Annotated in this window: 25 protein-coding genes; 16 read left to right on the plus strand and 9 right to left on the minus strand. The window is 55.1% G+C overall.

Annotation, left to right across the window (positions count from 1 at the left end; genetic code table 11):
• Positions 1-10 precede the first annotated feature (10 nt).
• Positions 11-928 carry a LysR family transcriptional regulator gene (locus tag WFK85_RS16400; RefSeq protein ID WP_336708935.1) on the minus strand — a complete coding sequence of 306 codons (918 nt, stop codon included), beginning with the start codon at positions 926-928 and terminating at the stop codon, positions 11-13.
• A gap of 163 nt (positions 929-1,091) precedes the next feature.
• On the opposite strand from WFK85_RS16400, the gene WFK85_RS16405 reads away from it, so the two are divergent.
• The 3 genes from WFK85_RS16405 to WFK85_RS16415 all read left to right on the plus strand — a co-directional run bounded on the left by WFK85_RS16405 (position 1,092) and on the right by WFK85_RS16415 (position 4,234).
• On the plus strand, positions 1,092-1,733 hold the full coding sequence (locus WFK85_RS16405) for a hydrolase (RefSeq protein WP_008454522.1): 642 nt from the start codon (positions 1,092-1,094) through the stop codon (positions 1,731-1,733).
• Between the two features lie 66 nt (positions 1,734-1,799).
• The gene (locus tag WFK85_RS16410) at positions 1,800-2,345 is read left to right on the plus strand and encodes an antibiotic biosynthesis monooxygenase (RefSeq protein WP_336708936.1); all 546 of its coding nucleotides are present in this window, start codon (positions 1,800-1,802) and stop codon (positions 2,343-2,345) included.
• Positions 2,346-2,365: 20 nt separating this feature from the next.
• Positions 2,366-4,234, plus strand: a complete 1,869-nt coding sequence (locus WFK85_RS16415; RefSeq protein ID WP_336708937.1) for an amidohydrolase — start codon at positions 2,366-2,368, stop codon at positions 4,232-4,234.
• Between the two features lie 52 nt (positions 4,235-4,286).
• On the opposite strand, the gene WFK85_RS16420 is transcribed toward WFK85_RS16415, so the two are convergent.
• Together WFK85_RS16420 and acpH are read right to left on the minus strand one after the other, a co-directional pair.
• A complete protein-coding gene (locus tag WFK85_RS16420; protein WP_008454530.1) occupies positions 4,287-4,889 on the minus strand; it encodes a peroxiredoxin C in 603 nt (200 codons plus the stop codon).
• Positions 4,890-5,089: 200 nt separating this feature from the next.
• The gene (gene acpH, locus WFK85_RS16425; protein WP_166994392.1) at positions 5,090-5,671 is read right to left on the minus strand and encodes an ACP phosphodiesterase; all 582 of its coding nucleotides are present in this window, start codon (positions 5,669-5,671) and stop codon (positions 5,090-5,092) included.
• A gap of 114 nt (positions 5,672-5,785) precedes the next feature.
• Between acpH and queA the strand changes: the two genes are divergently transcribed.
• From queA to WFK85_RS16460, 7 genes are all read left to right on the plus strand, one after another.
• A complete protein-coding gene (gene queA, locus WFK85_RS16430) occupies positions 5,786-6,856 on the plus strand; it encodes a tRNA preQ1(34) S-adenosylmethionine ribosyltransferase-isomerase QueA (RefSeq protein WP_008454534.1) in 1,071 nt (356 codons plus the stop codon).
• A 219-nt stretch (positions 6,857-7,075) separates the two neighbouring features.
• Positions 7,076-8,203 carry a tRNA guanosine(34) transglycosylase Tgt gene (tgt, locus tag WFK85_RS16435; RefSeq protein ID WP_039290735.1) on the plus strand — a complete coding sequence of 376 codons (1,128 nt, stop codon included), beginning with the start codon at positions 7,076-7,078 and terminating at the stop codon, positions 8,201-8,203.
• A gap of 21 nt (positions 8,204-8,224) precedes the next feature.
• Entirely contained in the window at positions 8,225-8,557 is a 333-nt protein-coding gene (gene yajC / locus WFK85_RS16440) for a preprotein translocase subunit YajC (protein ID WP_166866388.1), read from the plus strand.
• A gap of 27 nt (positions 8,558-8,584) precedes the next feature.
• Positions 8,585-10,432, plus strand: a complete 1,848-nt coding sequence (gene secD / locus WFK85_RS16445) for a protein translocase subunit SecD (protein ID WP_071842707.1) — start codon at positions 8,585-8,587, stop codon at positions 10,430-10,432.
• A gap of 10 nt (positions 10,433-10,442) precedes the next feature.
• Positions 10,443-11,414 carry a protein translocase subunit SecF gene (gene secF, locus WFK85_RS16450; RefSeq protein ID WP_008454542.1) on the plus strand — a complete coding sequence of 324 codons (972 nt, stop codon included), beginning with the start codon at positions 10,443-10,445 and terminating at the stop codon, positions 11,412-11,414.
• A gap of 132 nt (positions 11,415-11,546) precedes the next feature.
• Positions 11,547-11,912, plus strand: coding sequence for a VOC family protein (locus WFK85_RS16455; RefSeq protein ID WP_166994395.1), 366 nt, complete (start codon positions 11,547-11,549; stop codon positions 11,910-11,912).
• A gap of 60 nt (positions 11,913-11,972) precedes the next feature.
• The gene (locus tag WFK85_RS16460) at positions 11,973-12,674 is read left to right on the plus strand and encodes a helix-turn-helix transcriptional regulator (RefSeq protein WP_034807592.1); all 702 of its coding nucleotides are present in this window, start codon (positions 11,973-11,975) and stop codon (positions 12,672-12,674) included.
• A 41-nt stretch (positions 12,675-12,715) separates the two neighbouring features.
• Here the strand turns inward: WFK85_RS16460 and WFK85_RS16465 are convergent, their stop codons facing one another.
• On the minus strand, positions 12,716-13,570 hold the full coding sequence (locus WFK85_RS16465) for a nucleoside-specific channel-forming protein Tsx (RefSeq protein WP_166994396.1): 855 nt from the start codon (positions 13,568-13,570) through the stop codon (positions 12,716-12,718).
• A gap of 547 nt (positions 13,571-14,117) precedes the next feature.
• Positions 14,118-14,678, minus strand: a complete 561-nt coding sequence (locus WFK85_RS16470; protein ID WP_008454551.1) for a DUF3251 domain-containing protein — start codon at positions 14,676-14,678, stop codon at positions 14,118-14,120.
• Positions 14,679-14,831: 153 nt separating this feature from the next.
• Here WFK85_RS16470 and nrdR point away from each other — a divergent pair, with 153 nt between their 5' ends.
• The 5 genes from nrdR to thiL all read left to right on the plus strand — a co-directional run bounded on the left by nrdR (position 14,832) and on the right by thiL (position 18,429).
• Positions 14,832-15,281 carry a transcriptional regulator NrdR gene (nrdR, locus tag WFK85_RS16475; RefSeq protein WP_008454553.1) on the plus strand — a complete coding sequence of 150 codons (450 nt, stop codon included), beginning with the start codon at positions 14,832-14,834 and terminating at the stop codon, positions 15,279-15,281.
• Between the two features lie 5 nt (positions 15,282-15,286).
• Positions 15,287-16,405, plus strand: a complete 1,119-nt coding sequence (gene ribD / locus WFK85_RS16480; RefSeq protein WP_008454555.1) for a bifunctional diaminohydroxyphosphoribosylaminopyrimidine deaminase/5-amino-6-(5-phosphoribosylamino)uracil reductase RibD — start codon at positions 15,287-15,289, stop codon at positions 16,403-16,405.
• A gap of 76 nt (positions 16,406-16,481) precedes the next feature.
• Entirely contained in the window at positions 16,482-16,952 is a 471-nt protein-coding gene (gene ribH, locus WFK85_RS16485; RefSeq protein WP_008454557.1) for a 6,7-dimethyl-8-ribityllumazine synthase, read from the plus strand.
• 19 nt (positions 16,953-16,971) lie between these two features.
• Positions 16,972-17,391 carry a transcription antitermination factor NusB gene (gene nusB / locus WFK85_RS16490; protein ID WP_008454563.1) on the plus strand — a complete coding sequence of 140 codons (420 nt, stop codon included), beginning with the start codon at positions 16,972-16,974 and terminating at the stop codon, positions 17,389-17,391.
• A gap of 63 nt (positions 17,392-17,454) precedes the next feature.
• Positions 17,455-18,429 carry a thiamine-phosphate kinase gene (gene thiL / locus WFK85_RS16495; protein ID WP_336708938.1) on the plus strand — a complete coding sequence of 325 codons (975 nt, stop codon included), beginning with the start codon at positions 17,455-17,457 and terminating at the stop codon, positions 18,427-18,429.
• An 85-nt stretch (positions 18,430-18,514) separates the two neighbouring features.
• Here thiL and WFK85_RS16500 read toward each other — a convergent pair whose 3' ends face one another.
• The 4 genes from WFK85_RS16500 to xseB all read right to left on the minus strand — a co-directional run bounded on the left by WFK85_RS16500 (position 18,515) and on the right by xseB (position 22,704).
• Positions 18,515-19,489 (minus strand): aldo/keto reductase, encoded by a 975-nt coding sequence (locus tag WFK85_RS16500; RefSeq protein ID WP_336708939.1) that lies wholly within the window; start codon positions 19,487-19,489, stop codon positions 18,515-18,517.
• A 179-nt stretch (positions 19,490-19,668) separates the two neighbouring features.
• Complete coding sequence (gene dxs / locus WFK85_RS16505) at positions 19,669-21,531, minus strand: 1-deoxy-D-xylulose-5-phosphate synthase (RefSeq protein ID WP_336708940.1); 1,863 nt, start codon at positions 21,529-21,531, stop codon at positions 19,669-19,671.
• Positions 21,532-21,560: 29 nt separating this feature from the next.
• Positions 21,561-22,460 (minus strand): (2E,6E)-farnesyl diphosphate synthase, encoded by a 900-nt coding sequence (gene ispA / locus WFK85_RS16510; RefSeq protein WP_166994408.1) that lies wholly within the window; start codon positions 22,458-22,460, stop codon positions 21,561-21,563.
• A gap of 1 nt (position 22,461) precedes the next feature.
• Entirely contained in the window at positions 22,462-22,704 is a 243-nt protein-coding gene (xseB, locus tag WFK85_RS16515; protein ID WP_039290760.1) for an exodeoxyribonuclease VII small subunit, read from the minus strand.
• Positions 22,705-22,925: 221 nt separating this feature from the next.
• Between xseB and thiI the strand changes: the two genes are divergently transcribed.
• Entirely contained in the window at positions 22,926-24,374 is a 1,449-nt protein-coding gene (gene thiI, locus WFK85_RS16520; protein ID WP_008454575.1) for a tRNA uracil 4-sulfurtransferase ThiI, read from the plus strand.
• Positions 24,375-24,651 lie beyond the last annotated feature (277 nt).

Raw genomic sequence — 24,651 nt, forward strand, 5'->3', positions numbered from 1 at the left:
GGGGAGAGGTTTAGCTCTCCGCCGGGGGCTGATAAAGGGCGTTGACCAAATCCCCTTCAATGATCTTTTCTCGCCACCAGCGTGCGGCCAGGCCTTCGCCCCGGTTATGCCAGCCGATGTAGGTCACATCCGTCTGACGGAACGACACAACCGGTTTTTCAATCAATTTGCCGCTGCTCAGGAGTGGCTGGGCGATGTGGCGGGGTAAAAATCCGCAGGCCAGGCCCGAGACTAAAATAGCGACCTTGCTAGGGAAGTCGAACACCACCACGCGTTCTTGCTCTTCAATGTAATTGGTGTTGATTGGCTGGCAGTAACGTGCCGTATCGCCAATGATAGCCGCACGATGGCGGCAAACTTCGTCGCTGGAAAGCACATGTTCCGCTTTTGCCAGCGCGTGCCTGGGGGAGACGACAAACACGTTGTCCAGCGTGCCCAGCATCTTGTAGGCGTATTCGGATGACGTCGGCGGCTCGTTAATGGCGCCGAGAATAATGTTCGCGCCGTTGTGGGTCAGCTCTTCCCAGGCTCCTGCCAGCGTATGGTGGGTAAAATTAAGCGTGGTTTGCTGGTCGAGGGCGTAGAACTCCTCCATCAGCGGCAGCAGCAGGTGGAAGGGAAATGAACCGTCCAGCGCAATAGTCAGCGTTTTTTCCCAGCCGGAGGTGGAGCGCAAAGCCTGGCTTTCCAGATCCTTCGCGGCGCTGAGCACCATCCGCCCTTTTTCCAGCACAATCCTGCCGGTGTCGGTAAATTTTGCCCGATGGCCTGAGCGATCCAGAAGTTTAATATTCAGATCGTTTTCTAGCTTCTGCACCATATAACTCAGCGCCGCAGGCGTTTTAAACAGCGATTCAGCGGCGGCGGCAAAACTGCCGTGCTTATCTAAGGCATCAAGAATGAGCAGCACATCTAAATTTACACGCATAGTGATAATCCGTTCGGGCTTTGGCCTTGCAAAAGTCTATCACCAAAAAATTAAATAAGACGTTAGAAAATTCCGGCTATCAACCCTGCGGCTGTATGCAGAAAATAAAGGCGTCATCCAGAGATGGATACCTTAATAACTCATTGATAGCTGAGGGAATAAAATGTCTATTCGTGAACTGATTGATCCAACTAACTCCGCCCTTATTTTTATCGATCACCAGCCGCAAATGGCTTTCGGCGTGGCGAATATCGATCGCCAGACCCTGAAAAATAACACCGTGGCGCTGGCAAAGGCGGGCAAAATATTTAAAGTGCCGACGATTTATACCTCCGTCGAAACCAAAAGCTTCAGCGGCTATATCTGGCCTGAATTATTAGCCGTTCATCCTGACATTAAGCCCATTGAGCGTACTTCCATGAACTCCTGGGAAGATAAAGCCTTTGTTGAGGCGGTGAAGGCGACGGGCCGTAAAAAACTGATTATTTCAGCGCTGTGGACCGAAGTGTGCCTGACCTTCCCGGCGCTGATGGCGCTGGAAGAAGGCTTTGAAGTGTATGTGGTGACCGACACTTCCGGCGGGACTTCTGTGGATGCCCACGAACGCGCCATTGACCGGATGGTGCAGGCCGGTGCCGTGCCGGTGACCTGGCAGCAGGTTCTGCTGGAGTACCAGCGCGACTGGTCACGCAAAGAAACTTATGACGCGGTGATGAACCTGGTTCGTGAGCACAGCGGGGCTTACGGCATGGGCGTCGACTACGCTTATACGATGGTTCACGGCGCGCCGGAACGTAAAGCCTGATGGATCACACTCGGGGCGGGTTCGCCGCTCCGTTTTTCCTCCCTATTCTGACTCAGGAATTGCGGCATGGCCGACAACAATACCGTTACTCTGGTGATCACCCACGCAATCCGGCCAGGCGAGGCCGCTCGCTACGAACAATGGCTGGAAAAGATCATGCCGACCGCCGCTCGTTTCCCTGGTCACCTTGGGGTGCATGTGATTCGCCCCACGGCCGGGAACGACACCTATAACGTGGTGATTCGCTTCGACACGCTCGAGCATCTCAATGCCTGGACTGACTCCCCTGAACGCCATCGCCTTGTGGCAGAGATCAAATCCTCTCTTGCCGATGACGACAAAGTGCAGGTGCACACCGAAACGGCCTTCTGGTTTACCCCGGAAAGCGCGACGGTGAAACGCCCGCCGCAGTGGAAGCAGTTCCTGATCACGCTGCTGGTTATCTTCCCCAGTACTAACCTTGTGCCGTGGGTGACGGGCATGTTGTTCCCAGGTTTACGCGGCACGTTTCCCGGGCACTTGCTTAACGATGCCTGCGTGGTAGCGCTGGTGGTCTGGCTCTGGATGCCGATGGTGACGAAGCTGTTTGCCGGTTGGCTAAAAAAAGCATGATTTCTCAGGAGTCCCTGATTATGTCTCAACATGCCTCACTGATTTTAACTCATGGCCAGTTTCACACGCTGGATAAAGAGAATCCGCTTGCCGAAGCGGTAGCGATTAAAGACGGTAAAATTCTGGCAGCGGGCAGCACCGCCTATGCGATGAGCTTTGCCGGAGAAGGTAGCCAGGTCGTCGATTTGAAAGGCCACACGGTGATCCCCGGCCTGAACGATTCGCACCTGCACCTGATTCGCGGCGGGCTGAACTACAACCTTGAGCTGCGCTGGGAAGGCGTGCCTTCGCTGGCCGATGCCCTGCGCATGCTAAAAGAACAGGCGCTGCGCACGCCGTCTCCGCAGTGGGTACGCGTGGTGGGGGGCTGGACAGAGTTCCAGTTTGCCGAACGCCGCATGCCTACCATCGAAGAACTTAACGAGGCCGCGCCCGATACGCCGGTATTCGTTCTGCATCTGTACGACAGAGCTTTGCTCAACCGCGCCGCGCTGAAAGCGGTGGGCTATACAAAAGAGACGCCAAACCCGCCGGGTGGCGAGATTGTCCGTGACGGCAACGGGAATCCGACCGGAATGCTGGTGGCGAAGCCTAACGCGATGATCCTTTATTCCACGCTGGCAAAAGGGCCGAAACTGCCGCTGGAGATGCAGGTGAACTCAACGCGGCAGTTTATGCGAGAGCTGAACCGCCTGGGCGTGACCAGCGCGATTGACGCGGGCGGTGGTTTCCAGAACTACCCTGAGGATTACCAGGTTATCGACGAGCTGCACAGTAAAAAGCAGATGACGGTGCGCATTGCCTATAACCTGTTTACCCAGCGCCCTCAGCATGAGCTGGAAGATTTTGAAAAATGGACCGACATGCTGACGCCGGGGCAAGGCACCGACTTCTACCGCGCCAACGGAGCCGGTGAAATGCTGGTGTTCTCGGCTGCAGACTTTGAAGACTTCCTGCAGCCACGCCCGGATTTGCCGGACGGCATGGAACAGGAGCTGGAGCGTGTGGTGCGCCATCTGGTTGAACACCGCTGGCCGTTCCGGCTGCATGCCACCTACAACGAGTCCATTAGCCGCATGCTGGACGTGTTCGAAAAGGTCAATCGCGATATTCCGTTCAACGGTCTGCACTGGCTGTTTGACCACGCAGAGACGATTACCGAACGCAATATCGACCGGGTTAAGGCGCTGGGCGGTGGGATTGCGGTTCAGCACCGCATGGCTTTCCAGGGCGAATACTATGCGGAGCGCTACGGGATTGAGGCGGTGAAACAAACGCCGCCAGTGGCGAAAATGCTCGCGGCAGGTGTGCCCGTGGGGTTAGGTACCGACGCCACGCGCGTGGCCAGCTACAACCCGTGGACGGCGCTTTACTGGCTGGTGTCCGGGCGCACTGTGGGCGGTATGCAGATGTACGACGAGAGTAACCGTATGTCCCGCGATGTCGCCCTTGAGCTATGGACCGCAGGCAGCGCCTGGTTCTCTAACGAGCAGGGCAAGAAAGGGCGGATTCAGGCGGGGCAACTGGCTGACCTGGTTGTGCTGTCTCAGGACTACTTCAGCGTGCCGGAAGAGGCTATCAAGGGTATTGAATCGGTGATGACCGTGGTGGATGGAAAAGTGGTTTATGCCACCGGAGCCTTTACGCCTCTGGCACCGCCAGCCATTCCCGTTGTGCCTGACTGGTCGCCTGTGGTGAACGTGCCGGGGCATTACCGCTCCGCGCCACCAGCGGCGGCAAAAGTGGGGATGATGGCATCGGTGCATCAGTGCTGCGGGAGCTGTAACGTCCACGGGCATCAGCATGATGTGGCGCGTAATTCCTCGATTCCCGTCGGCGATGAGACGGCGTTCTGGGGCGTGATGGGCTGTTCCTGCTTCGCCTTCTGACAAAAACAAAAAAGGCCGCAATCGCGGCCTTTTCTTCGAACTTGCTTAGCGATTACAGCTTAGCAACGTTCTCGCTCAGGTACTTAGCAACGCCGTCCGGAGACGCGTTCATGCCTTCTTTCCCTTTTTCCCACTGAGCCGGGCACACTTCGCCGTGCTCTTCGTGGAACTGCAGCGCGTCAACCATACGCAGCATTTCGTCGATGTTACGACCCAGCGGCAGATCGTTAACCACCTGGTGGCGAACGATACCGGCTTTGTCGATCAGGAAGGAACCGCGCAGCGCAACGCCCGCTTCCGGGTGTTCGATGCCGTAGGCTTGCTGGATTTCACGTTTGATATCAGCAACCATCGCGTATTTCACTTCGCCGATGCCGCCTTTATCAACCGGGGTTTTACGCCATGCGTTGTGAACGAACTCGGAGTCAAAAGATACACCAACGACTTCTACGCCACGTTTCTGGAATTCTTCGTAACGCTTGTCGAACGCGATCAGTTCAGACGGGCAAACGAAGGTGAAGTCCATCGGCCAGAAGAACACAACGGTGGCTTTACCGTTGGTGTGTTTTTTGAAGTTGAAGTTTTCAACGATTTCGCCATTGCCCAGAACGGCAGCAGCGGTAAAGTCAGGGGCTGGACGAGTAACCAGGACCATATGTACTCCTGTTAATTTTGTTAAAGTGAATGTTAACGCAACGGGGGGAGTATAGGGGCTCCATTCCATGTAGCTCAATGGCATCTTGCCAATCAATCAGATAGGTTTTGGCTATCAAAAAGACGCATATCTTGATGCCGATAACCAAGATAGCCCTTTTTTCGAAAAGGGCAAGTTGTTCTAACGTGAACCGGGAACGATCACAAACTTTTTTGTTCCGCCATCACCATCATGCGTGGGTAGAACTGCCAGAACAACTCCTCCAACTGGTCATAATGGGCGTCGAGATCGTGCCAGGAGGCTCGCAGGGCATCAAGTTTTGGTCTACGGCTCGCCATCCCATTGAGAACGTTAGCAATAAAATCCATATCCTGATAACGCTCCAGCCAGCGTTCACGCCATAAATAGTTATTAAGATTAATGAAGCGCGGCGGCGTGTCGTTAAGCCTGGGCACAATCTGCCCGCGAGCATAGGCGATAAAATCCTCGAGCCCGATATCCGGGCAAACCTTATGCCAGTGGCGCGACAGGAAGTGGTCCCACATGACATCCAGAGAAATCGGCGAAACTCGCCGCGTCTCTGGGCTGAACCAGCCGCGGGCTAGAGCCACCTCCGGCAGTCCGTCCGTCAGGACATCGACTCTGCGGTGCATATAAATGCCGGCCACGACCTCGGGCGAAAAGCTGTCGTCCGGGCTGCCGCGCACGAAATCCGCCAGCAAATTTCCCAGCAGTGAACTTTGGGCCAGATGTGCCAAATGCAGGTGGGCGAGAAAATTCATCGAATAGTTATTCCATTTATGGCGTTAAAACGGCCTGAGCAGGGTAAACGTGTTGCAGGGAAAGCCCCCTGCCACTAGACTAAGCCGCCTGTTTTTAAGTCTGAGTGCTATACCATGCGCGTTGCTGATTTTTCCTTTGAACTGCCTGAATCCCTGATTGCTCATTATCCGCAAGCCGAGCGCAGCAGCTGCCGCTTGCTGTCACTTGACGGGCCGACGGGCGCATTGGCGCATGGCACTTTCACCGATTTGCTCGACAAGCTCAACCCCGGCGACCTGCTGGTGTTCAATAACACCCGCGTAATCCCGGCTCGCCTGTTTGGCCGTAAAGCCAGCGGCGGGAAAATTGAAGTACTGGTCGAGCGTATGCTGGATGATAAACGCATTCTGGCACATATTCGCGCCTCTAAAGCGCCAAAACCCGGCGCCGAGCTGCTGTTGGGCGATGATGAAAGCGTACACGCCACCATGGTTGCGCGCCACGATGCGCTGTTTGAGGTCGAGTTTAACGACGAGCGCGCCGTACTGGATATCTTAAATAACATCGGCCATATGCCGCTACCACCGTACATCGACCGCCCGGATGAAGAAGCCGACCGCGAGCTTTATCAAACGGTTTATAGCCAGAAGCCGGGGGCGGTTGCTGCGCCGACAGCAGGTCTGCACTTTGACGAGCCGCTGCTGGAAAAACTGCGCAATAAAGGTGTCGATATGGCGTTCGTCACGCTGCACGTCGGGGCGGGGACGTTCCAGCCGGTGCGCGTGGACAGCATCGAAGACCACATCATGCACTCTGAGTATGCCGAAGTGCCCCAGGACGTTGTGGATGCAGTGCTGGCCTGTAAAGCGCGTGGCAATCGCGTTATTGCGGTCGGAACTACGTCGGTACGATCCCTGGAAAGCGCCGCTCAGGCCGCGCAGAACGACCTGATCGAGCCGTTCTTCGGCGATACCCAAATCTTTATCTATCCGGGCTATCAGTACAAAGTGATCGACGCGCTGGTGACGAACTTCCACCTGCCAGAATCTACGCTGATTATGCTGGTCTCCGCGTTTGCCGGTTATAAAAACACAATGCACGCTTACCACGAAGCGGTGAAAGCGGAATATCGCTTCTTTAGCTACGGCGATGCGATGTTCATTACCTGTAATCCGCAGGCGATAAACGAACGCCCGGGGGCGTGATTGCCCCTCACCCTGGCCCTCTCCCCGCGGGGAAAGGGGATAATAAGGGATGTATCCTCTCTCCCTCGTGAGAGTATTGGGTAACAGAGAAAGTATTCTCCCTCTCCCTTCCAGGGAGAGGGCCGGGGTGAGGGTAACCCACCCCCGCTTATTCCGCCGTGAGCACCGCCCACGGCGTTAATTGACTCACCAGACTGTTTCTCTGGTGCTGGAGGAAATGTGAAATTTGAATTAGATACCACCGACGGACGCGCACGACGCGGTCGCCTGGTCTTTGAACGTGGCACCGTCGAAACCCCGGCCTTTATGCCGGTGGGTACTTACGGCACCGTGAAAGGGATGACGCCGGAAGAAGTTGAAGCCACGGGCGCGCAGATTATCCTGGGCAATACCTTCCATTTATGGCTTCGTCCTGGCCAGGAAATCATGAAACTGCACGGCGACCTGCATGATTTTATGCAGTGGAAAGGCCCAATCCTGACGGACTCCGGTGGTTTCCAGGTATTCAGCCTGGGCGATATCCGTAAGATCACCGAAGCGGGCGTACATTTCCGCAACCCGATCAACGGCGATCCTATTTTCCTCGATCCTGAAAAATCCATGGAAATTCAGTACGATCTGGGGTCCGATATCGTCATGATCTTCGACGAATGTACGCCGTACCCGGCGGACTGGGATTACGCGAAACGCTCCATGGAAATGTCCCTGCGTTGGGCGCAGCGTAGCCGCGATCGCTTTGATTCCCTTGGAAATAAAAATGCGCTGTTTGGCATTATCCAGGGCAGTGTTTACGAAGATTTACGAGATATCTCGGTAAAAGGTCTGGTAGAGATTGGCTTTGATGGCTACGCTGTCGGCGGCCTGGCGGTAGGCGAGCCGAAGGAAGACATGCACCGTATTCTGGAGCACGTTTGCCCGCAAATCCCTGCCGACAAACCACGTTACCTGATGGGCGTAGGTAAACCGGAAGACCTGGTTGAAGGGGTACGTCGCGGTATCGATATGTTCGACTGCGTCATGCCAACTCGTAATGCGCGTAACGGTCACCTGTTCGTGACGGACGGCGTAGTGAAAATCCGCAATGCTAAGCATAAAGATGACACCGCCCCGCTCGATGCCGAGTGTGATTGCTATACGTGTCGCAATTATTCACGTGCCTACTTGCATCATCTTGACCGTTGCAACGAAATACTGGGCGCGCGTCTTAATACCATTCATAACCTGCGCTATTACCAGCGTTTAATGGCTGGTTTACGTCAGGCCATTGAAGAGGGTAAATTAGACCACTTCGTGACGGATTTTTACGAGCGGACAGGTAAGCCGGTTCCACCTTTGAACGTTGATTAATTTAATAATGAGGGAATTTTAATGAGCTTTTTCATTTCTGATGCGGTAGCTGCAACAGGTGCTCCATCGCAGGGTAGCCCGTACTCTTTGATTCTTATGCTGGTGGTGTTTGGCCTGATTTTCTATTTTATGATCCTGCGTCCGCAGCAAAAGCGTACCAAAGAGCATAAAAAACTGATGGACTCCATCTCCAAGGGTGATGAAGTGCTGACCAACGGTGGCCTGGTTGGCCGCGTGACCAAAGTAGCTGAAACTGGCTATGTTGCTATCGCGCTGAACGATACCACCGAAGTGGTTATCAAACGTGATTTCGTAGCTGCCGTTCTGCCGAAAGGCACCATGAAGGCGCTGTAATTTTCGTTTTCCCTAAGGGAACTACACGTGTTAAACCGTTATCCTTTGTGGAAGTACATCATGCTGATCGCCGTACTGGCGATTGGCCTGCTGTATGCGCTTCCCAACCTGTATGGTGAGGATCCGGCAGTTCAGTTAACTGGCGTGCGCGGTGCCGCCGCCAGTGAACAAACGCTGATCCAGGTCGAAAACACCTTAAAACAAGAAAATATCACCGCTAAGTCTGTGGCGCTGGAAGAGGGCGCTATTCTCGCTCGCTTCGACTCTACCGATACCCAGCTCCGCGCGCGTGAAGCGTTGATGAGCGTGATGGGCGACAACTATGTCGTGGCGCTTAACCTTGCTCCTGCTACCCCTCGCTGGATGTCGACTATCGGTGCGAACCCGATGAAGCTCGGCCTTGACCTGCGCGGCGGCGTCCACTTCCTGATGGAAGTCGATATGGACACAGCGCTGGGCAAGCTCCAGGAACAAAATATCGATGGCCTGCGCAGCGACCTGCGTGACAAGGGCATTGCTTACACCAACGTGCGTAAAGCCGACAATTACGGCGTAGACATCGTCTTCCGTGATTCAAGCGCGCGCGACTCAGCAAGAGATTACCTCTCCTCCCGCCATCGCGATCTGGTGTTCTCCAACCAGGGGAGCAATACGCTGCGTGCCGTGATGAGCGATGCTCGCCTGAGCGAAGCGCGTGAGTACGCGGTTCAGCAGAACATCAACATCCTGCGTAACCGTGTCAACCAGCTTGGCGTCGCCGAACCACTGGTGCAGCGTCAGGGTGCTGACCGTATCGTGGTTGAGCTGCCGGGTATTCAGGACACCGCGCGTGCCAAAGAAATTCTGGGGGCAACCGCTACGCTGGAATTCCGCCTGGTGAACACCAACGTGGATGCCTCTGCGGCAGCCTCTGGCCGCGTGCCGGGTGACTCCGAAGTGAAGCAGACTCGCGAAGGTCAGCCGGTTGTGCTGTACAAGCGCGTGATTCTGACCGGGGACCACATCACTGACTCCACGTCCAGCATGGATGAATACAACCAGCCTCAGGTAAACATTTCCCTGGACAGCGCTGGCGGTAACATCATGTCTAACTTCACTAAAGACAACATCGGCAAGCCGATGGCAACCCTCTTTGTGGAGTACAAGGACAGCGGTAAGAAAGACGCGAATGGCCGTTCCGTCCTGATGAAAGAAGAAGAAGTTATCAACGTGGCGAACATTCAGTCTCGCCTGGGTAACAGCTTCCGCATCACCGGGATCAGCAACCCGAATGAAGCTCGCCAGCTTTCTCTGCTGCTGCGTGCTGGTGCGCTGATTGCGCCGATTCAGATTGTTGAAGAACGTACCATCGGTCCAACCCTGGGCCTGGAAAACATCAAGCAGGGCCTGGAAGCGTGCCTGGCGGGTCTGGTGGTCTCCATCATCTTCATGGTCTTCTTCTATAAGAAGTTTGGCCTGATTGCGACCTCTGCGCTGCTGGCTAACCTGGTGCTGATTGTGGGGATCATGTCCCTGCTGCCGGGGGCTACGCTGACCATGCCGGGTATTGCGGGTGTCGTCTTAACCCTTGCGGTAGCGGTGGATGCCAACGTACTGATTAACGAACGTATCAAAGAAGAACTGCGAAACGGACGTTCGGTACAGCAGGCAATTGATGAAGGCTACAAAGGCGCGTTCAGCTCCATTTTCGATGCCAACATCACCACGCTTATCAAAGTTATCATCCTGTATGCCGTGGGCACCGGGGCGATCAAAGGGTTTGCTATTACCACCGGTATTGGCGTTGCGACCTCGATGTTTACCGCAATCGTCGGCACCCGTGCCATCGTGAACCTGTTGTACGGCGGCAAACGCATCAACAAGCTGTCTATCTAAGGAGTGCGTTGTGGCACAGGAATATACTGTTGAACAATTGAACCACGGCCGTAAAGTCTATGACTTTATGCGCTGGGACAACTGGGCCTTCGGCATCTCCGGCATCCTGCTGATCCTTTCCGTCGCGATTATCGGCGTGAAAGGCTTCAACTGGGGCCTGGACTTTACCGGCGGTACGGTTATCGAAATCGGGCTGGAAAAACCAGCCGAGCTGGACACCATGCGCGCCGCGCTGCAGAAGGCGGGCTTTGAAGAGCCGCTGGTGCAGAACTTTGGCAGCAGCCGTGACATCATGGTGCGCATGCCGCCTGCTAAAGGCGAAACCGGCGGCCAGGTGCTCGGCAGCAAGGTTGTGAGCGTGATTAACGAAGCGACCAGTCAGAATGCGGCAGTGAAGCGTATTGAGTTTGTCGGCCCAAGCGTGGGTGCGGATCTGGCTCAAAACGGTGCGATGGCGCTGCTCGTCGCGCTGTTGTCGATTCTGGTGTACGTTGGGTTCCGCTTCGAGTGGCGTCTGGCTGCCGGTGTGGTTATCAAGCTGGCGCACGACGTGGTAATTACCATGGGCGTGCTGTCGCTGTTCCACATTGAGATTGACCTGACCATCGTCGCGTCGTTGATGTCGGTTATCGGCTACTCGCTGAACGACAGCATCGTGGTTTCGGACCGTATTCGTGAAAACTTCCGCAAGATCCGCCGCGGGACGCCTTACGAGATCTTTAACGTCTCCCTGACCCAGACGCTGCAAAGGACCTTGATCACATCCGGTACCACCTTAGTGGTTATCCTGATGCTGTATCTGTTCGGTGGGGCGCTGCTGAAAGGCTTCTCCCTGACGATGCTTATCGGTGTCACCATCGGTACCGTGTCTTCTATCTACGTCGCCTCTGCGCTGGCGTTGAAACTGGGCATGAAGCGCGAGCACATGCTGCAGCAAAAGGTAGAGAAAGAAGGGGCGGATCAGCCGTCTATTCTGCCGTAATAGCGTTAAGCGTTTGATAAAACCGCAGCCTTCGAGCTGCGGTTTTTTTTCGTCCGGTGTTTTTCTCCTGACAGTATGGTGTCAGGAGGGGGCCAGTAGACTCCTGGTTACTGACAACACAGGAGAAAAACAATGAGCACACTCATCAACTGGTTTGAGATCCCCGTTACCGATATGGCGCGAGCGGTCGCTTTTTACCAACGAGTACTGAACGCTGAATTTCGTCGCGAAACGATAGCCGGCGTGGAGAATGCTGTATTTTCGTATAACCAACCGGCCACCGGTGGTTCTTTAGTGAAAGGGGAGCGGTTTGTGCCTTCTGCGACAGGCGCGGTGATTTATCTTTATACGCCCGATATTGTTAAAGCATTACAGCAGGTAGAGATGGCGGGAGGCCGGCTGGACTTTGGTCCTCAGGTGCTGCCCTATGATATCGGCACGATTGCGTTAATGATCGACAGCGAAGGCAATCGCGTTGGGTTGCATCAGCCTGTTTAAGCCTCAATACTGACGCTAAAGCCTGCCGCTCGGGCAGGCCTTATTTTTTCCGGAACATCCATGAGCCGAAGAGCCGATCGATTATTTCAGATAGTGCAAATCCTACGCGGCAGGCGCCTGACGACGGCTGCACAGCTTGCCGAACGGCTGGAAGTCTCAGAGCGGACTGTCTACCGCGACATTCAGGATCTTTCTCTCTCCGGCGTGCCGATAGAAGGGGAGGCGGGCTGCGGCTATCGCCTGCTGGCCGGGTACGATCTTCCACCGCTGATGCTGACGACCGGAGAGGTGGAGGCGGTGATTGCGGCGTTAAGAATGGTGCAAACCTGGAGCGGAGAAACGCTGGCGAAATCTGCCGAGTCCGTGCATGAGAAGCTTCTCGCTGTGCTCACCCCGGAAAAGCGTCGGGTTGCCGAACGTAGCCGTATAATTTCGCCTAATTTTAACAAGTTTCCGCAGGTGAAAGCCCGGTTCGATCTGTTTCATTCCGCCATCGACAAATGCCAGGTTGTTCATTTGCTGTATGAGGATGAAAAAGGGGAATTGACGGAGCGGGATATTCACCCTCTGGGGCTGTCATTTTGGGGAGAGGTCTGGCTGCTGGTGGCCTGGTGCGAGGCTCGGAATGATTATCGTAGCTTCAGGCTGGATCGCTGCCGGGATATTCATTTAACAGGAAATGTGTTTCAGGAGCGACACGATCGTTCTCTGCAGGCTTTTATTGCCCTTCAGAAGGCCAAAGGTTACCTGCCTGAGAAATAAAAAAACCGGCCAGCGGGCCGGTTTTTTACAAGTGGTGGCGATTAGAAGTTGTAACCGACAACCACGTAGTAGCCGAAGCCGGTCGACTTCACGCGTTCGTTCATGAAGAACGGCTGCTCGCCATCTTTCCACTGGCCGCCGTTATGGAAGTAACGGGCCACGAAGGAGTAGTGCAGGTGATCGTAGTTCAGCGACAGGATGTGGCTGGACGCAACGGAGTTATTGGTACGGTACTGCTCGTTGCCCAGGTCAGAGTCCCAGTCAACGTTGGTGAAACCGATATAGCTCAGCTTACCGCCCCACAGGGAAGTAATCGGCACGAAGTATTTCACCTTGAAGCGGTAGCCATCCCACTCGTTTTCGTTGCTCGCTTTGTAGTTCTGCCACTGGTATTTGGCATACACGTTCATCGACAGGCTCATTGGCAGGCCGGTATCGATGTCGGTACCCAGACCCATGTACCAGGTGCTTTGGCGACCCGTCGCGTTACGGCCCATATCGTAGATATAGTTGTTCGCGAAGTACCACTCTTTGAACGGACCAAAGCTCAGATCGGTCCCGGTCAGCTTGTCGATGGAGAAGCGAGGTTCGATTTCCATAAACAGTGGGGAGCCGTGGTTCCAGATCCCTTTCGCCTGGGTGTTGCCGCCGAAGAAGACTGGCGCATCCATATAGCCGTAGAAATCGAACCAGTCTTTTTTGGCGAACGCTTCATATTCCAGGTAGGTATCGTTGCGCAGCTGCGGCCCGAACCGGGTGTGATAGCTGCCGACAACGTTAACGCTCTGGTGCCACCAGTCGGAGAGGTATTCGCTGTTTTTTGCTTCTTCTGCGCTGGCAGAGAAAGAGCTGGAAAGCGCCAGAACGGTGCCGGCTGCCAGAATAATTTTTTTCATATTTTTAGCCACTGTTTACGTAATTTTGGTGCGATGCGGATGTGAGATGTCATCCCTGGCCGCCGGTCTCAGGGAAGGACCTTTGCAGCGCGACTATTATAGAAATCCCTGCTCACAAAAATATGTTCTATTTCACATTCTTCTCATATGCGTAATCGATTGCGTTCACGTTTGCGCACATTAAAAACGGCGTGATTGTACCTGCTTCGACAAATTACGCAAACGTATGCCCAGTTGTTACATGTAAGTGTGATATGGATCACTATAAAGACGAGATGATAACAGGGGGTTTGCTTCACATATTGTGCGGGGGGTGTGAAAGAGTGTGACAGGCGCGCCTCGCCGGAAAATGTCTCTTAGTCATCTTTTGCTTTCACATTTTTGCGGATGAGTGGGGTGACTTCAGCCCTCACCCCGACCCTCTCCCGGAGGGAGAGGGGGAAAACTGCCGATGATTTATGCCCTCTCCCTTTTAGGGAGAGGGACAGGGGGAGGGTAAGAAGCGAAGCTGTGGTTGAAGCGAGCGCCGGACAAGGGGGCGAAAGAATTATTGCGCGGGTGCTGGCTGCGCGGAAGAAACTGGCTGGATATCATGAACGCGCACAAACCCTAATTGGTCGGGCGTGATGCCGGACAGGCGAAGCGGAATCGACACGTCGCTTGGGGCGAGAATGCTGGCCGGGGCGTCTATGGACTGCGTTTGCACGTTAACTTCCTGGAAACTGTCGGTGGTGCCCTGGATCTGCCCCCATTCTACTTTGCCGCTAAATGCCGGCAGCGGATCGTTGGATTCTCCCTGAATCAGCAGCGTGGCGCGGGTGCCGTTGGCTTCAGCCGCAACGTTTGTCAGCGACATTTTCAGGTTACCTATCTGGCTGTTGAGGCGCGCTGCCGTGTTTGAACCCGGTAGCAGATAAACGCCGCTGGTCGACTTCGCGTTCAGGGCATTCTGCTGGGTCAGCTTCACCGTTTGCTGGCTAAGTTTAGTCATTTCCTGATTTAACGAACCAATTTGACTGCGCATCTGACGCACTTCAGTTTGCTGGGCACAAGCGGTCAGGCTTATCAGGCTTGAAACCAGGATAATTCTTAAGTAAGTCTTTGTCATGGTTAGTTTTTCCTTGCTAAGGTTCGCTGATTTAAGCGTAGTTCTTCGCGCTTGAAAAGTCATATTTGATGTTGCAGTGTCGGCGCTGTCTTTGTACTCCCGCAACTTCGCGGTAAACTATTGTTCATCTTTATAATCCCAGCAGGAAACGCTATGCATTGCCCATTCTGTTTCGCCGTGGACACCAAAGTTATTGACTCTCGCCTGGTGGGTGAAGGTTCCTCCGTACGCCGTCGGCGCCAGTGTCTGGTCTGTCACGAACGCTTCACGACTTTCGAGGTTGCGGAGCTGGTGATGCCGAGAGTGGTGAAGAGTAATGAGGTGCGCGAGCCGTTTAACGAAGACAAACTGCGCAGCGGCATCCTGAAAGCGCTGGAAAAACGTCCGGTCAATTCTGACGACGTGGAAATGGCCATCAGCCATATTAAGTCGCACCTTCGAGCAACCGGCGAACGCGAAATCCCGAGTAAACTCATCGGTAACCTGGTGATGGAGCAGCTCAAAAAGCTGGATAAAGTCGCCTATATTCGCTTTGCTTCGGTCTACCGTAGCTTTGAAGATATCAAAGAATTTGGTGAAGAAATCGCCCGTTTACAGGATTAATGCCGATGTCCCTTGATGAACAGTTTATGGCTCGAGCGCTTGAGCTGGCTAAGCGCGGGCGTTTTACCACTGCACCGAACCCGAATGTCGGCTGCGTGATAGTTAAAGACGGCAATATTGTGGGGGAAGGGTTCCACTTTCGCGCCGGGGAACCTCATGCGGAAGTTCACGCTTTGCGCATGGCAGGCGAACAGGCCCGGGGCGCAACGGCCTATGTCACGCTCGAACCCTGCAGCCACCATGGCCGCACGCCACCGTGCTGTGATGCCTTGATTGCCGCAGGCGTTTCTCGCGTGGTGGCCGCCATGCAGGATCCTAACCCGCAGGTTGCCGGCCGGGGCCTTTACCGCTTGCAGCAGGCGGGCATTGAAGTCAGCCACGGCCTGATGATGAACGAAGCTGAAGCGCTGAACCGCGGGTTCCTCAAGCGTATGCGCACGGGTTTTCCATTTATCCAGCTTAAGCTTGGTGCTTCGCTGGACGGCCGTACCGCGATGGCAAGCGGAGAGAGTAAATGGATTACCTCTCCCCAGGCGCGTCGCGATGTGCAGCGCCAGCGTGCGCAAAGTGCCGCGATTCTTTCCAGCGACGCGACCGTATTGGCAGATAACCCGTCATTAACGGTTCGCTGGGATGAGCTGGATAGCGCCAGCCAGGCTATTTATTCCCAACAGGATTTACGTCAGCCGATTCGCATTGTGCTGGATCGTCAAAACCGGGTAACGCCACAGCACCAAATTATTGCCAATCCGGGGCAAACCTGGCTTGCCCGCAGCCAGGCGGATGAACAATCCTGGCCGGAGGACGTCGAGCAACTGCTGGTGCCTGAACATAATGGGCATCTTGATTTGGTCGTGTTAATGATGCAGCTTGGCAAACGCCAGGTGAATTCTGTCTGGGTTGAGGCCGGGGCAACGCTTGCCGGGGCGCTGTTGCAGGCAGGCCTGGTGGATGAGCTGATTGTCTATGTCGCACCTAAATTATTAGGCAATGATGCCCGCGGTTTGTGCGAGCTTCCTGGCCTTGAAAAACTTGCTGATGCGCCGGCGTTCAGTTTTAGCGAAGTCCGCCAGGTTGGCCCCGATTTGTGCCTGCATTTGACGCCCATTTACGGACGCCAGTAAAACGTAAGCAGTCACGAAAAGATTATGATAAAATCCGCCCCCCTGCGGGGCTAAACAGAACCCGTAAAGGAAGATTATGAACATTATTGAAGCTGCTGTTGCTACTCCTGACGCTCGCGTCGCCATCACCATCGCGCGTTTTAACAACTTCATCAATGACAGCCTGCTGGAAGGTGCTATCGACGCCCTGAAACGCATTGGTCAGGTGAAAGACAAAAACATCACCGTAGTTTGGGTGCCGGGCGCTTACGAGCTGCCGCTGGCCGCTGATGCACTGGCTAAAACCGGTAAATACGATGCTGTTATCGCGCTGGGTACCGTGATTCGCGGAGGCACTGCACACTTCGAATACGTTGCCGGCGGTGCCAGCAACGGTCTGTTAAGCGTAGGCCAGGACAGCGGTATTCCCGTTGCCTTCGGCGTGCTGACCACTGAAAGCATTGAACAAGCCATCGAACGTGCTGGCACCAAAGCCGGTAACAAAGGTGCAGAAGCTGCACTGACCGCGCTTGAAATGATTAATGTATTGAAAGCCATCAAGGCCTGATTTTTGTAAGGGGAAATCCGTGAAACCTGCTGCTCGTCGCCGCGCCCGTGAGTGTGCCGTCCAGGCGCTCTACTCCTGGCAGTTGTCTAAAAACGACATCGCTGATGTTGAATACCAGTTCCTGGCGGAACAGGACGTCAAAGACGTTGACGTTGTCTATTTCCGCGAGCTGCTGAGCGGCGTGGCTACCAACAGCGCGTATCTGGATGGGCTGATGAAGCCTTACCTGTCCCGTCTGCTTGAAGAGCTGGGCCAGGTGGAAAAAGCGGTACTGCGCATTGCGCTGTTTGAACTGTCCAAACGTGATGATGTGCCGTACAAAGTGGCCATCAACGAAGCGATTGAGCTGGCAAAAACCTTCGGTGCCGAAGACAGCCATAAGTTCGTTAACGGCGTTCTCGACAAAGCTGCTCCCGCTATTCGTCCCCACAAGAAGTAATCTCCTGGCCGGGTTTTCCCGGCCTTCTTTTTTCCTGCAACTGACATTCCTGAGGTATCACGCATGGCATGCGGTGAGTTTTCCCTGATTGCCCGTTACTTCGATCGCGTTACAAGTTCTCGTCGTGATGTGGAAGCCGGTATTGGCGACGACTGTGCGTTGCTGTCGGTACCCGAAAAACAACTGCTGGCGATCAGCACCGATACGCTGGTGAGCGGTAATCACTTCCTGCCGGATATCGACCCGCGTGATTTGGGCTACAAAGCGCTGGCGGTGAATTTAAGCGATCTGGCCGCAATGGGCGCAGATCCGGCCTGGCTGACGCTGGCGATCACGCTCCCGGAAGTGGATGAAGCGTGGCTGGAGGCATTCAGCGACAGCCTGTTTGAACAGCTGGATTATTACGATATGCAGCTGATTGGCGGCGACACAACCCGTGGCCCGCTCTCTTTGACGCTGGGTATTCACGGCATGATACCGGCTGGCCGGGCGCTGAAGCGCAGCGGTGCAAAAGCAGGGGACTGGATCTATGTCACCGGCACGCCGGGCGACAGCGCGGCTGGTCTGGCAATTCTGCAGAAGCGCCTGCATGTTGCGAATACACAGCATGCGGATTATCTGCTTAAGCGGCACCTGCGCCCAACGCCGCGTGTTTTACACGGGCAGGCGCTGCGCGATCTGGCCAACAGTGCCATCGATCTTTCAGACGGGTTGATTTCCGATCTCGGTCATATCCTGAAGGCCAGCGACTGCGGGGCACGTATCGATCTCGATTTGCTGCCGTATTCCGAAGCGTTGCGCGAGCACGTTGAGCCAGAGCAGGCGCTGAAATGGGCGATGTCCGGCGGCGAAGACTATGAGCTGTGCTTCACCGTGCCGGAGCTAAATCGTGGGGCGCTGGAAGTGGCTATCGGCAATCTGGGCGTGCCTTATACCTGTATCGGGCAGATTGTTTCTTCCTCTGAAGGGCTGCAGTTTACCCGTGAAGGGAAGCCGGTGACGCTGGAGATGAAGGGTTACGATCACTTTTCCTGGTAGCTGGTCATGACCCTCACCCCAACCCTCTCCCTAAAAGGGAGAGGGAGCAAAACCCAAAGTCGAAAGAGTGAACCTGCGAGGGCGATTATTTATATCCCGCCACCGGATGCCGTTGATACGGCGTCTCCAGCTCGGCAATCTCCTCGGGTTTCAACGTTAAATCTACCGCACCAAGCAGGTCGTCCAGCTGTTCCTGCCTTGATGGGCCAATAATTGGTGCGGCAATACCCGGTTTGCTAAGCAGCCAGGCCAGCGCTACCTGCGCGCGTGAAACGCCCTTATCTGCGGCGATATTTGCCAGCCGCTCGGCGATAAGCGCGTCGTTTTCGTTATTGGTCTGGTACAGCGATTTGCCCACTTCATCCGAGACAGATCTTGCTGTGGTATCTCCCCATGGACGAGTCAGTTTGCCGCGTGCGAGCGGGCTCCAGGGGATCACCGCAATTTTTTCTTTGTAGCACAGCGGGAGCATCTCCAGCTCTTCTTCACGGTAAATCAGGTTGTAGTGAGCCTGCATGGTAACGAATCTTGCCCAGCCTGCCTGAGACTGCAAAGCCAGGGCCTGAGCAAACTGATCGCTGCGCATTGAAGAGGCGCCGATATAACGTGCTTTCCCGGCCTTAACCACGTCGTTAAGTGCCTCTAGCGTCTCTTCAATAGGCGTGCTGTAGTCCCAGCGGTGGATTTGTAGCAAATCGACGTAGTCGGTGCCGAGTCGTGTCAGGCTTTCGTCGATCGAACGCAGGATCTGTGGGCGGGAGAGGCCCTGAGGCAGATCGCCAACTTTGTTGTAAACCTTAGTGGCAACCACAACGTCCTGGCGGCGAGCGAAGTCGCGCAGCGCGCGGCCTAAAATCTCTTCGCTGCTGCCGTCGGAGTAGTTGTTTGAGGTGTCGAAGAAATTGATGCCGTTTACCAGCGCGCGGCGGATTATTTCCCGGCTGCTCTCTTCGGGAAGCGTCCAGGCATGGCTGCCGCGGTCCGGTTCGCCAAAGGTCATACAGCCGAGGCAAAGGCGGGAGACGTTAAGGTCGGTGGTACCTAAAGGATTGTATTGCATGATATCGCTCCTGCTATGTAGGAATATCTATTAAGCATAGCAGGCCGTACACGTCATCCTTCAAACCACTGCGTTGTTGGCGGCGCTCTCATACCCGAATCGCTTACCTGAGTAAGCTCATCGGGATATGCTCACTTGCCGTTGTGCTGTGGGTTGAATTATTTAGTGTACGGATGAAGTTAATCCACCCAGCTCCGAATCTTAGCTTCGATCCCGGCCGCATCAAGGCCAATCGCCTCACGTGCTTCTTCCTGGGTGCCCTGAGGAATGAAGAAATCAGGCAGGCCGAGGTTAAGCACCGGAACCGGTTTACGGTGAGCCATCAGCACTTCGTTTACGCCGCTCCCGGCCCCGCCCATAATGGCGTTCTCTTCAATCGTCACCAGAGAGTCGTGGCTGGCGGCAAGTTCCAGAATCAGGGCTTCATCCAGTGGCTTAACAAAACGCATATCGACCAGCGTGGCATTCAGCGCTTCGGCTACCGCTGCGGCTTCCGGCAGCAAAGTGCCGAAGTTGAGCAGCGCAATTTTTTCGCCTTCGCGTTTCACAACGCCTTTACCTATCGGCAGCTCCACGAGCGGTTCCAGCTCTGCGCCTGTTCCGGTCCCACGCGGGTAACGCACGGCGCTTGGGCCTGCGCTGTAGTGGTAACCCGTGTGCAGCATCTGGCGGCATTCGTTTTCGTCGCTTGGCGTCATGATAACCATGTCCGGGATGCAGCGCAGGAAGGAGATATCAAAAGCGCCCTGGTGCGTCTGGCCGTCAGCGCCGACAATGCCTGCGCGATCGATGGCAAACATCACCGGTAGCTTCTGAATCGCTACGTCATGAATCACCTGGTCGTAAGCGCGCTGCAGGAAGGTGGAATAGATCGCAACCACTGGCTTATAGCCACCAATCGCCAGGCCCGCCGCGAAGGTCACTGCGTGCTGCTCGGCAATCGCCACATCAAAGTACTGGTCAGGATACTCGCGCGAGAATTCCACCATGCCGGAGCCTTCACGCATGGCAGGTGTAATTGCCATCAGCTTGTCATCGTGGGCTGCGGTTTCGCACAGCCAGTTGCCGAAAATCTTCGAGTAACTTGGCAGGCCTCCGGTGCTTTTCGGCAGCGTCCCGCTCTGCGGATCGAACTTAGGCACCGCGTGGAAGCTGATCGGATCTTTTTCCGCTGGCGCGTAGCCGCGTCCTTTTTTAGTCATGATATGCAGGAACTGCGGGCCTTTCAGGCTGCGCATGTTCTTCAGCGTATTGACCAGACCAATCACGTCGTGGCCATCAATTGGCCCGATGTAGTTAAAGCCTAGCTCTTCAAACAGCGTGCCAGGCACCACCATGCCTTTGATGTGTTCTTCGGTACGCTTCAGCAGCTCTTTAATCGGCGGCACGCCGGAGAAGACTTTCTTGCCACCTTCGCGCAGTGTCGAATAAAGCTTGCCGGAAAGCAGCTGCGCCAGATGGTTGTTCAGCGCGCCGACGTTCTCGGAAATCGACATTTCATTGTCGTTAAGCACCACCAGCATGTCCGGGCGGATATCGCCGGCATGGTTCATCGCTTCGAAGGCCATCCCGGCGGTAATTGCGCCATCGCCAATCACGCAAACGGTTTTCCGGTCTTTCCCTTCCTTTTCAGCGGCAACGGCGATCCCGATACCCGCGCTAATGGAGGTGGAAGAGTGGCCCACGCTCAGCACGTCGTACTCGCTTTCCGCGCGCCATGGGAACGGATGCAGGCCGCCTTTCTGGCGAATGGTGCCAATTTTATCGCGGCGCCCAGTCAGAATTTTGTGCGGGTAGGCCTGGTGGCCGACGTCCCAGATGAGTTGATCGAACGGCGTGTTATAGACGTAGTGCAGCGCCACGGTCAGTTCGACCGTGCCGAGGCCGGAGGCAAAGTGCCCGCTGGAGCGGCTTACGCTGTCGAGCAGGTAACGGCGCAGCTCATCGCAAAGCTTAGGTAAGCTCTCTTTAGGCAGCACTCGCAGATCCGGGCTGGCATCCACCAGAGCGAGGGTCGGGTATTTGGCGATATCAAAACTCATCAGAAATCTAAACTCATCGTTGTTATACGTTATTTATCACGGTGGATAATGTAGTTGGCTAACGCTTCCAGTGCCGCCGTGTCCAGCGACAGCTCGGCAAGTTCGGCCAGAGCCTGCAGTGCTTCCTGATAGAGATCCTGCGCTTTTGCCTGCGCCTGTTCAAGTCCCAGCAGCGCCGGATAGGTACTTTTGCCTAACTGCTGGTCGGCACCCTGGCGTTTGCCTATCGTAGCGGTATCGCCGACAACGTCCAGGATGTCATCCTGAACCTGGAAAGCGAGGCCGATGCTTGCAGCATAGCGGTCCAGAATTGGCAGAGCTTTTCGGCCTGCTTCACCGGCGCTCAGCGCGCCCAGGCGAACGGCGGCGCGAATCAATGCCCCGGTTTTATGACGGTGAATGCGTTCCAGGGAAGCCAGGTCAACTTGCTTGCCTTCGGCTTCTAAATCCAGCGCCTGGCCGCCACACATACCTGCCACACCGCTGGCGGTGGCTAATTCCGAAACCATGGCTAAGCGATCGGCAATATCAACGCCGGGCATTGGCGCATCACTCAGTATAGAAAACGCCAGCGTTTGCAGGGCGTCTCCGGCCAGAATGGCGTTCTCTTCGCCAAATTTTATGTGGCAGGTCGGCTGCCCACGACGTAAATCGTCGTTATCCATAGCCGGTAAATCATCGTGAATCAGGGAGTAGGCGTGAATGCATTCCACTGCCGCAGCAGGCGCGTCGAGCGCTTCGTCGGCGACGCCAAACATTTCGCCGGTGGCGTACACCAGGAATGGGCGCAGGCGTTTACCGCCTAATAGTGCGCCATAGTGCATCGCTTCAACCAGTGGACTGTTCTGAAACGGCAGCGGCGCCAGAAAGCGCGCAATAGCGTCGTTAACCCGCACAACGTGGGCCTGAAGCTGTTGATTAAAATCCATATTACTCGGCGTCCGGGGTAAAGGGAGTCAGAGGGGCGTCTTCGCTGTCGCTCAGTAAGATCTGTACGCGCTGCTCTGCCTGCTGGAGTTTCACTTGTCCCTGGCGAGCCAGCTGCACGCCGCGCTCAAATTCGTTTAACGCCTCTTCAAGGGCAAGATCGCCGCTTTCCAGACGAGTAACTATTTGCTCCAGTTCGACCAGTGCGGTTTCGAAGCTGGCCGGAGATTCGGTTTTTTTCGGCATGGTGAATGTCTGACTCTGTTTTAATTCGACGCCGACATGGTAGCGGAGTCAATGTGATTATCAAGCTAGCTCGTGCAAGTCGGTTAAGGTGCGCAGTCTTTGTGGGATGGTGATATACTTGCGCGCCTCGGATGCAGGTGGCATGACGCCGCTGCAAGTACTTCTTTCTATGCCCGCGTGCTGCGCAGCCAGCCCGGCTGACTAAACGAACCCTTACCGCCATGAAGTTTATCATTAAATTGTTCCCGGAAATCACCATCAAGAGCCAATCTGTGCGCATACGCTTTATTAAGATGCTCACCGGGAATATTCGTAACGTTTTAAAACACTACGATGAGAGCCTGGCGGTTGTTCGCCACTGGGACAACATTGAAGTTCGCGCCAAAGATGAAAACCAGCGTATTGCCATTCGTGAAGCGCTGACCCGCATTCCGGGTATCCACCACATTCTTGAAGTTGAAGATGTGCCGTACACCGACATGCACAATATCTTTGAGCAGGCGCTGGAGCTGTACCGCGACAAGCTGGAAGGTAAGAGCTTCTGCGTGCGCGTAAAACGCCGTGGCAAACACGAATTTAGCTCCATTGAAGTTGAGCGCTACGTTGGCGGCGGCCTGAATCAGCACATCGAATCCGCGCGCGTTAAGCTCAACGATCCGGACGTGACGGTTAATCTTGAGATCGAAAACGATCGCCTGCTGCTGGTTAAAGGCCGTTACGAAGGCATCGGCGGTTTCCCAATCGGGACTCAGGAAGACGTACTGTCGCTGATTTCCGGAGGTTTCGACTCCGGTGTGTCCAGCTACATGCTGATGCGTCGCGGCTGCCGCGTGCATTATTGCTTCTTCAACCTGGGCGGCGCTGCTCATGAAATCGGCGTGAAGCAGGTGGCACATTATCTGTGGAACCGCTTCGGCAGCTCTCACCGTGTGCGTTTTGTTGCCATTAACTTTGAGCCAGTGGTCGGCGAGATCCTGGAGAAAGTGGAAGACGGGCAGATGGGCGTGGTGCTGAAACGTATGTTTGTGCGCGCCGCCTCTCAGGTTGCCGAGCGCTATGGCGTTCAGGCACTGGTGACCGGCGAAGCGTTAGGCCAGGTGTCCAGCCAGACGCTGACCAACCTGCGCCTGATCGACAACGTTTCCGATACGCTGATCCTGCGTCCGCTGATCTCTCACGACAAAGAGCACATTATCGATCTGGCCCGTGAAATCGGTACCGCTGATTTCGCTCGCACCATGCCAGAATACTGCGGCGTGATCTCGAAAAGCCCGACCGTGAAAGCTGTGAAGGCGAAGATTGAGGAAGAAGAGCAGAAGTTTGACTTCTCGATTCTGGACCGCGTGGTTGCAGAGGCGACCAATATCGATATTCGCGATATTGCGACCCAGACGAAGCAGGACGTCGTGGAAGTCGAAACGGTTAATGCGTTTGGCGCCAACGAGGTATTGCTGGATATTCGCTCCAACGACGAAGTGGACGAGAAACCTTTCGCGCTGGAAGGCGTTGAGGTTGTGGCGCTGCCGTTCTACAAGCTGAGCACTAAGTTCGGCGATCTCGACCAGAGCAAAACTTACCTGCTGTGGTGCGAGCGTGGCGTGATGAGCCGCCTGCAGGCTCTGTATCTGAGCGAGCAGGGCTTTAAGAATATTAAGGTTTACCGCCCATAAAGGACTGACCCTCACCCCGGCCCTCTCCCTAAAAGGGAGAGGGAGAATTCAGGGGGAGTGTTCTTTCCCTAAAAGGGAGAGAGTTCTGGTTACCTCGATTTCTCGAAAGAAGAGGGAGTGCACCGTCCTGGTTCCCTCGCCCCTCTGGGGTGTACAGTCCGGGGACATGGTAGACAGGTGTTCGCAGACATGGTGAACACTTTTTAACATCCTTTACCCATGGTGATCGACTCATTCTTCAGGTCGATCACCCCCACTTTCGTGCTGTACCACCACA

The sequence above is a fragment of the Cedecea sp. VD22 genome, from assembly GCF_037150195.1.
GTDB lineage: Bacteria > Pseudomonadota > Gammaproteobacteria > Enterobacterales > Enterobacteriaceae > Cedecea.

Bases quoted from the DNA above. Each gene is read 5' to 3' on its own strand.
- WFK85_RS16400 (WP_336708935.1), bottom strand. From the start codon at position 928: ATGCGTGTAAATTTAGATGTGCTGCTCATTCTTGATGCCTTAGATAAG.
- WFK85_RS16405 (WP_008454522.1), top strand. From the start codon at position 1,092: ATGTCTATTCGTGAACTGATTGATCCAACTAACTCCGCCCTTATTTTT.
- WFK85_RS16410 (WP_336708936.1), top strand. From the start codon at position 1,800: ATGGCCGACAACAATACCGTTACTCTGGTGATCACCCACGCAATCCGG.
- WFK85_RS16415 (WP_336708937.1), top strand. From the start codon at position 2,366: ATGTCTCAACATGCCTCACTGATTTTAACTCATGGCCAGTTTCACACG.
- WFK85_RS16420 (WP_008454530.1), bottom strand. From the start codon at position 4,889: ATGGTCCTGGTTACTCGTCCAGCCCCTGACTTTACCGCTGCTGCCGTT.
- acpH (WP_166994392.1), bottom strand. From the start codon at position 5,671: ATGAATTTTCTCGCCCACCTGCATTTGGCACATCTGGCCCAAAGTTCA.
- queA (WP_008454534.1), top strand. From the start codon at position 5,786: ATGCGCGTTGCTGATTTTTCCTTTGAACTGCCTGAATCCCTGATTGCT.
- yajC (WP_166866388.1), top strand. From the start codon at position 8,225: ATGAGCTTTTTCATTTCTGATGCGGTAGCTGCAACAGGTGCTCCATCG.
- WFK85_RS16455 (WP_166994395.1), top strand. From the start codon at position 11,547: ATGAGCACACTCATCAACTGGTTTGAGATCCCCGTTACCGATATGGCG.
- WFK85_RS16460 (WP_034807592.1), top strand. From the start codon at position 11,973: ATGAGCCGAAGAGCCGATCGATTATTTCAGATAGTGCAAATCCTACGC.
- WFK85_RS16465 (WP_166994396.1), bottom strand. From the start codon at position 13,570: ATGAAAAAAATTATTCTGGCAGCCGGCACCGTTCTGGCGCTTTCCAGC.
- WFK85_RS16470 (WP_008454551.1), bottom strand. From the start codon at position 14,678: ATGACAAAGACTTACTTAAGAATTATCCTGGTTTCAAGCCTGATAAGC.
- nrdR (WP_008454553.1), top strand. From the start codon at position 14,832: ATGCATTGCCCATTCTGTTTCGCCGTGGACACCAAAGTTATTGACTCT.
- ribD (WP_008454555.1), top strand. From the start codon at position 15,287: ATGTCCCTTGATGAACAGTTTATGGCTCGAGCGCTTGAGCTGGCTAAG.
- ribH (WP_008454557.1), top strand. From the start codon at position 16,482: ATGAACATTATTGAAGCTGCTGTTGCTACTCCTGACGCTCGCGTCGCC.
- thiL (WP_336708938.1), top strand. From the start codon at position 17,455: ATGGCATGCGGTGAGTTTTCCCTGATTGCCCGTTACTTCGATCGCGTT.
- WFK85_RS16500 (WP_336708939.1), bottom strand. From the start codon at position 19,489: ATGCAATACAATCCTTTAGGTACCACCGACCTTAACGTCTCCCGCCTT.
- dxs (WP_336708940.1), bottom strand. From the start codon at position 21,531: ATGAGTTTTGATATCGCCAAATACCCGACCCTCGCTCTGGTGGATGCC.
- ispA (WP_166994408.1), bottom strand. From the start codon at position 22,460: ATGGATTTTAATCAACAGCTTCAGGCCCACGTTGTGCGGGTTAACGAC.
- xseB (WP_039290760.1), bottom strand. From the start codon at position 22,704: ATGCCGAAAAAAACCGAATCTCCGGCCAGCTTCGAAACCGCACTGGTC.
- thiI (WP_008454575.1), top strand. From the start codon at position 22,926: ATGAAGTTTATCATTAAATTGTTCCCGGAAATCACCATCAAGAGCCAA.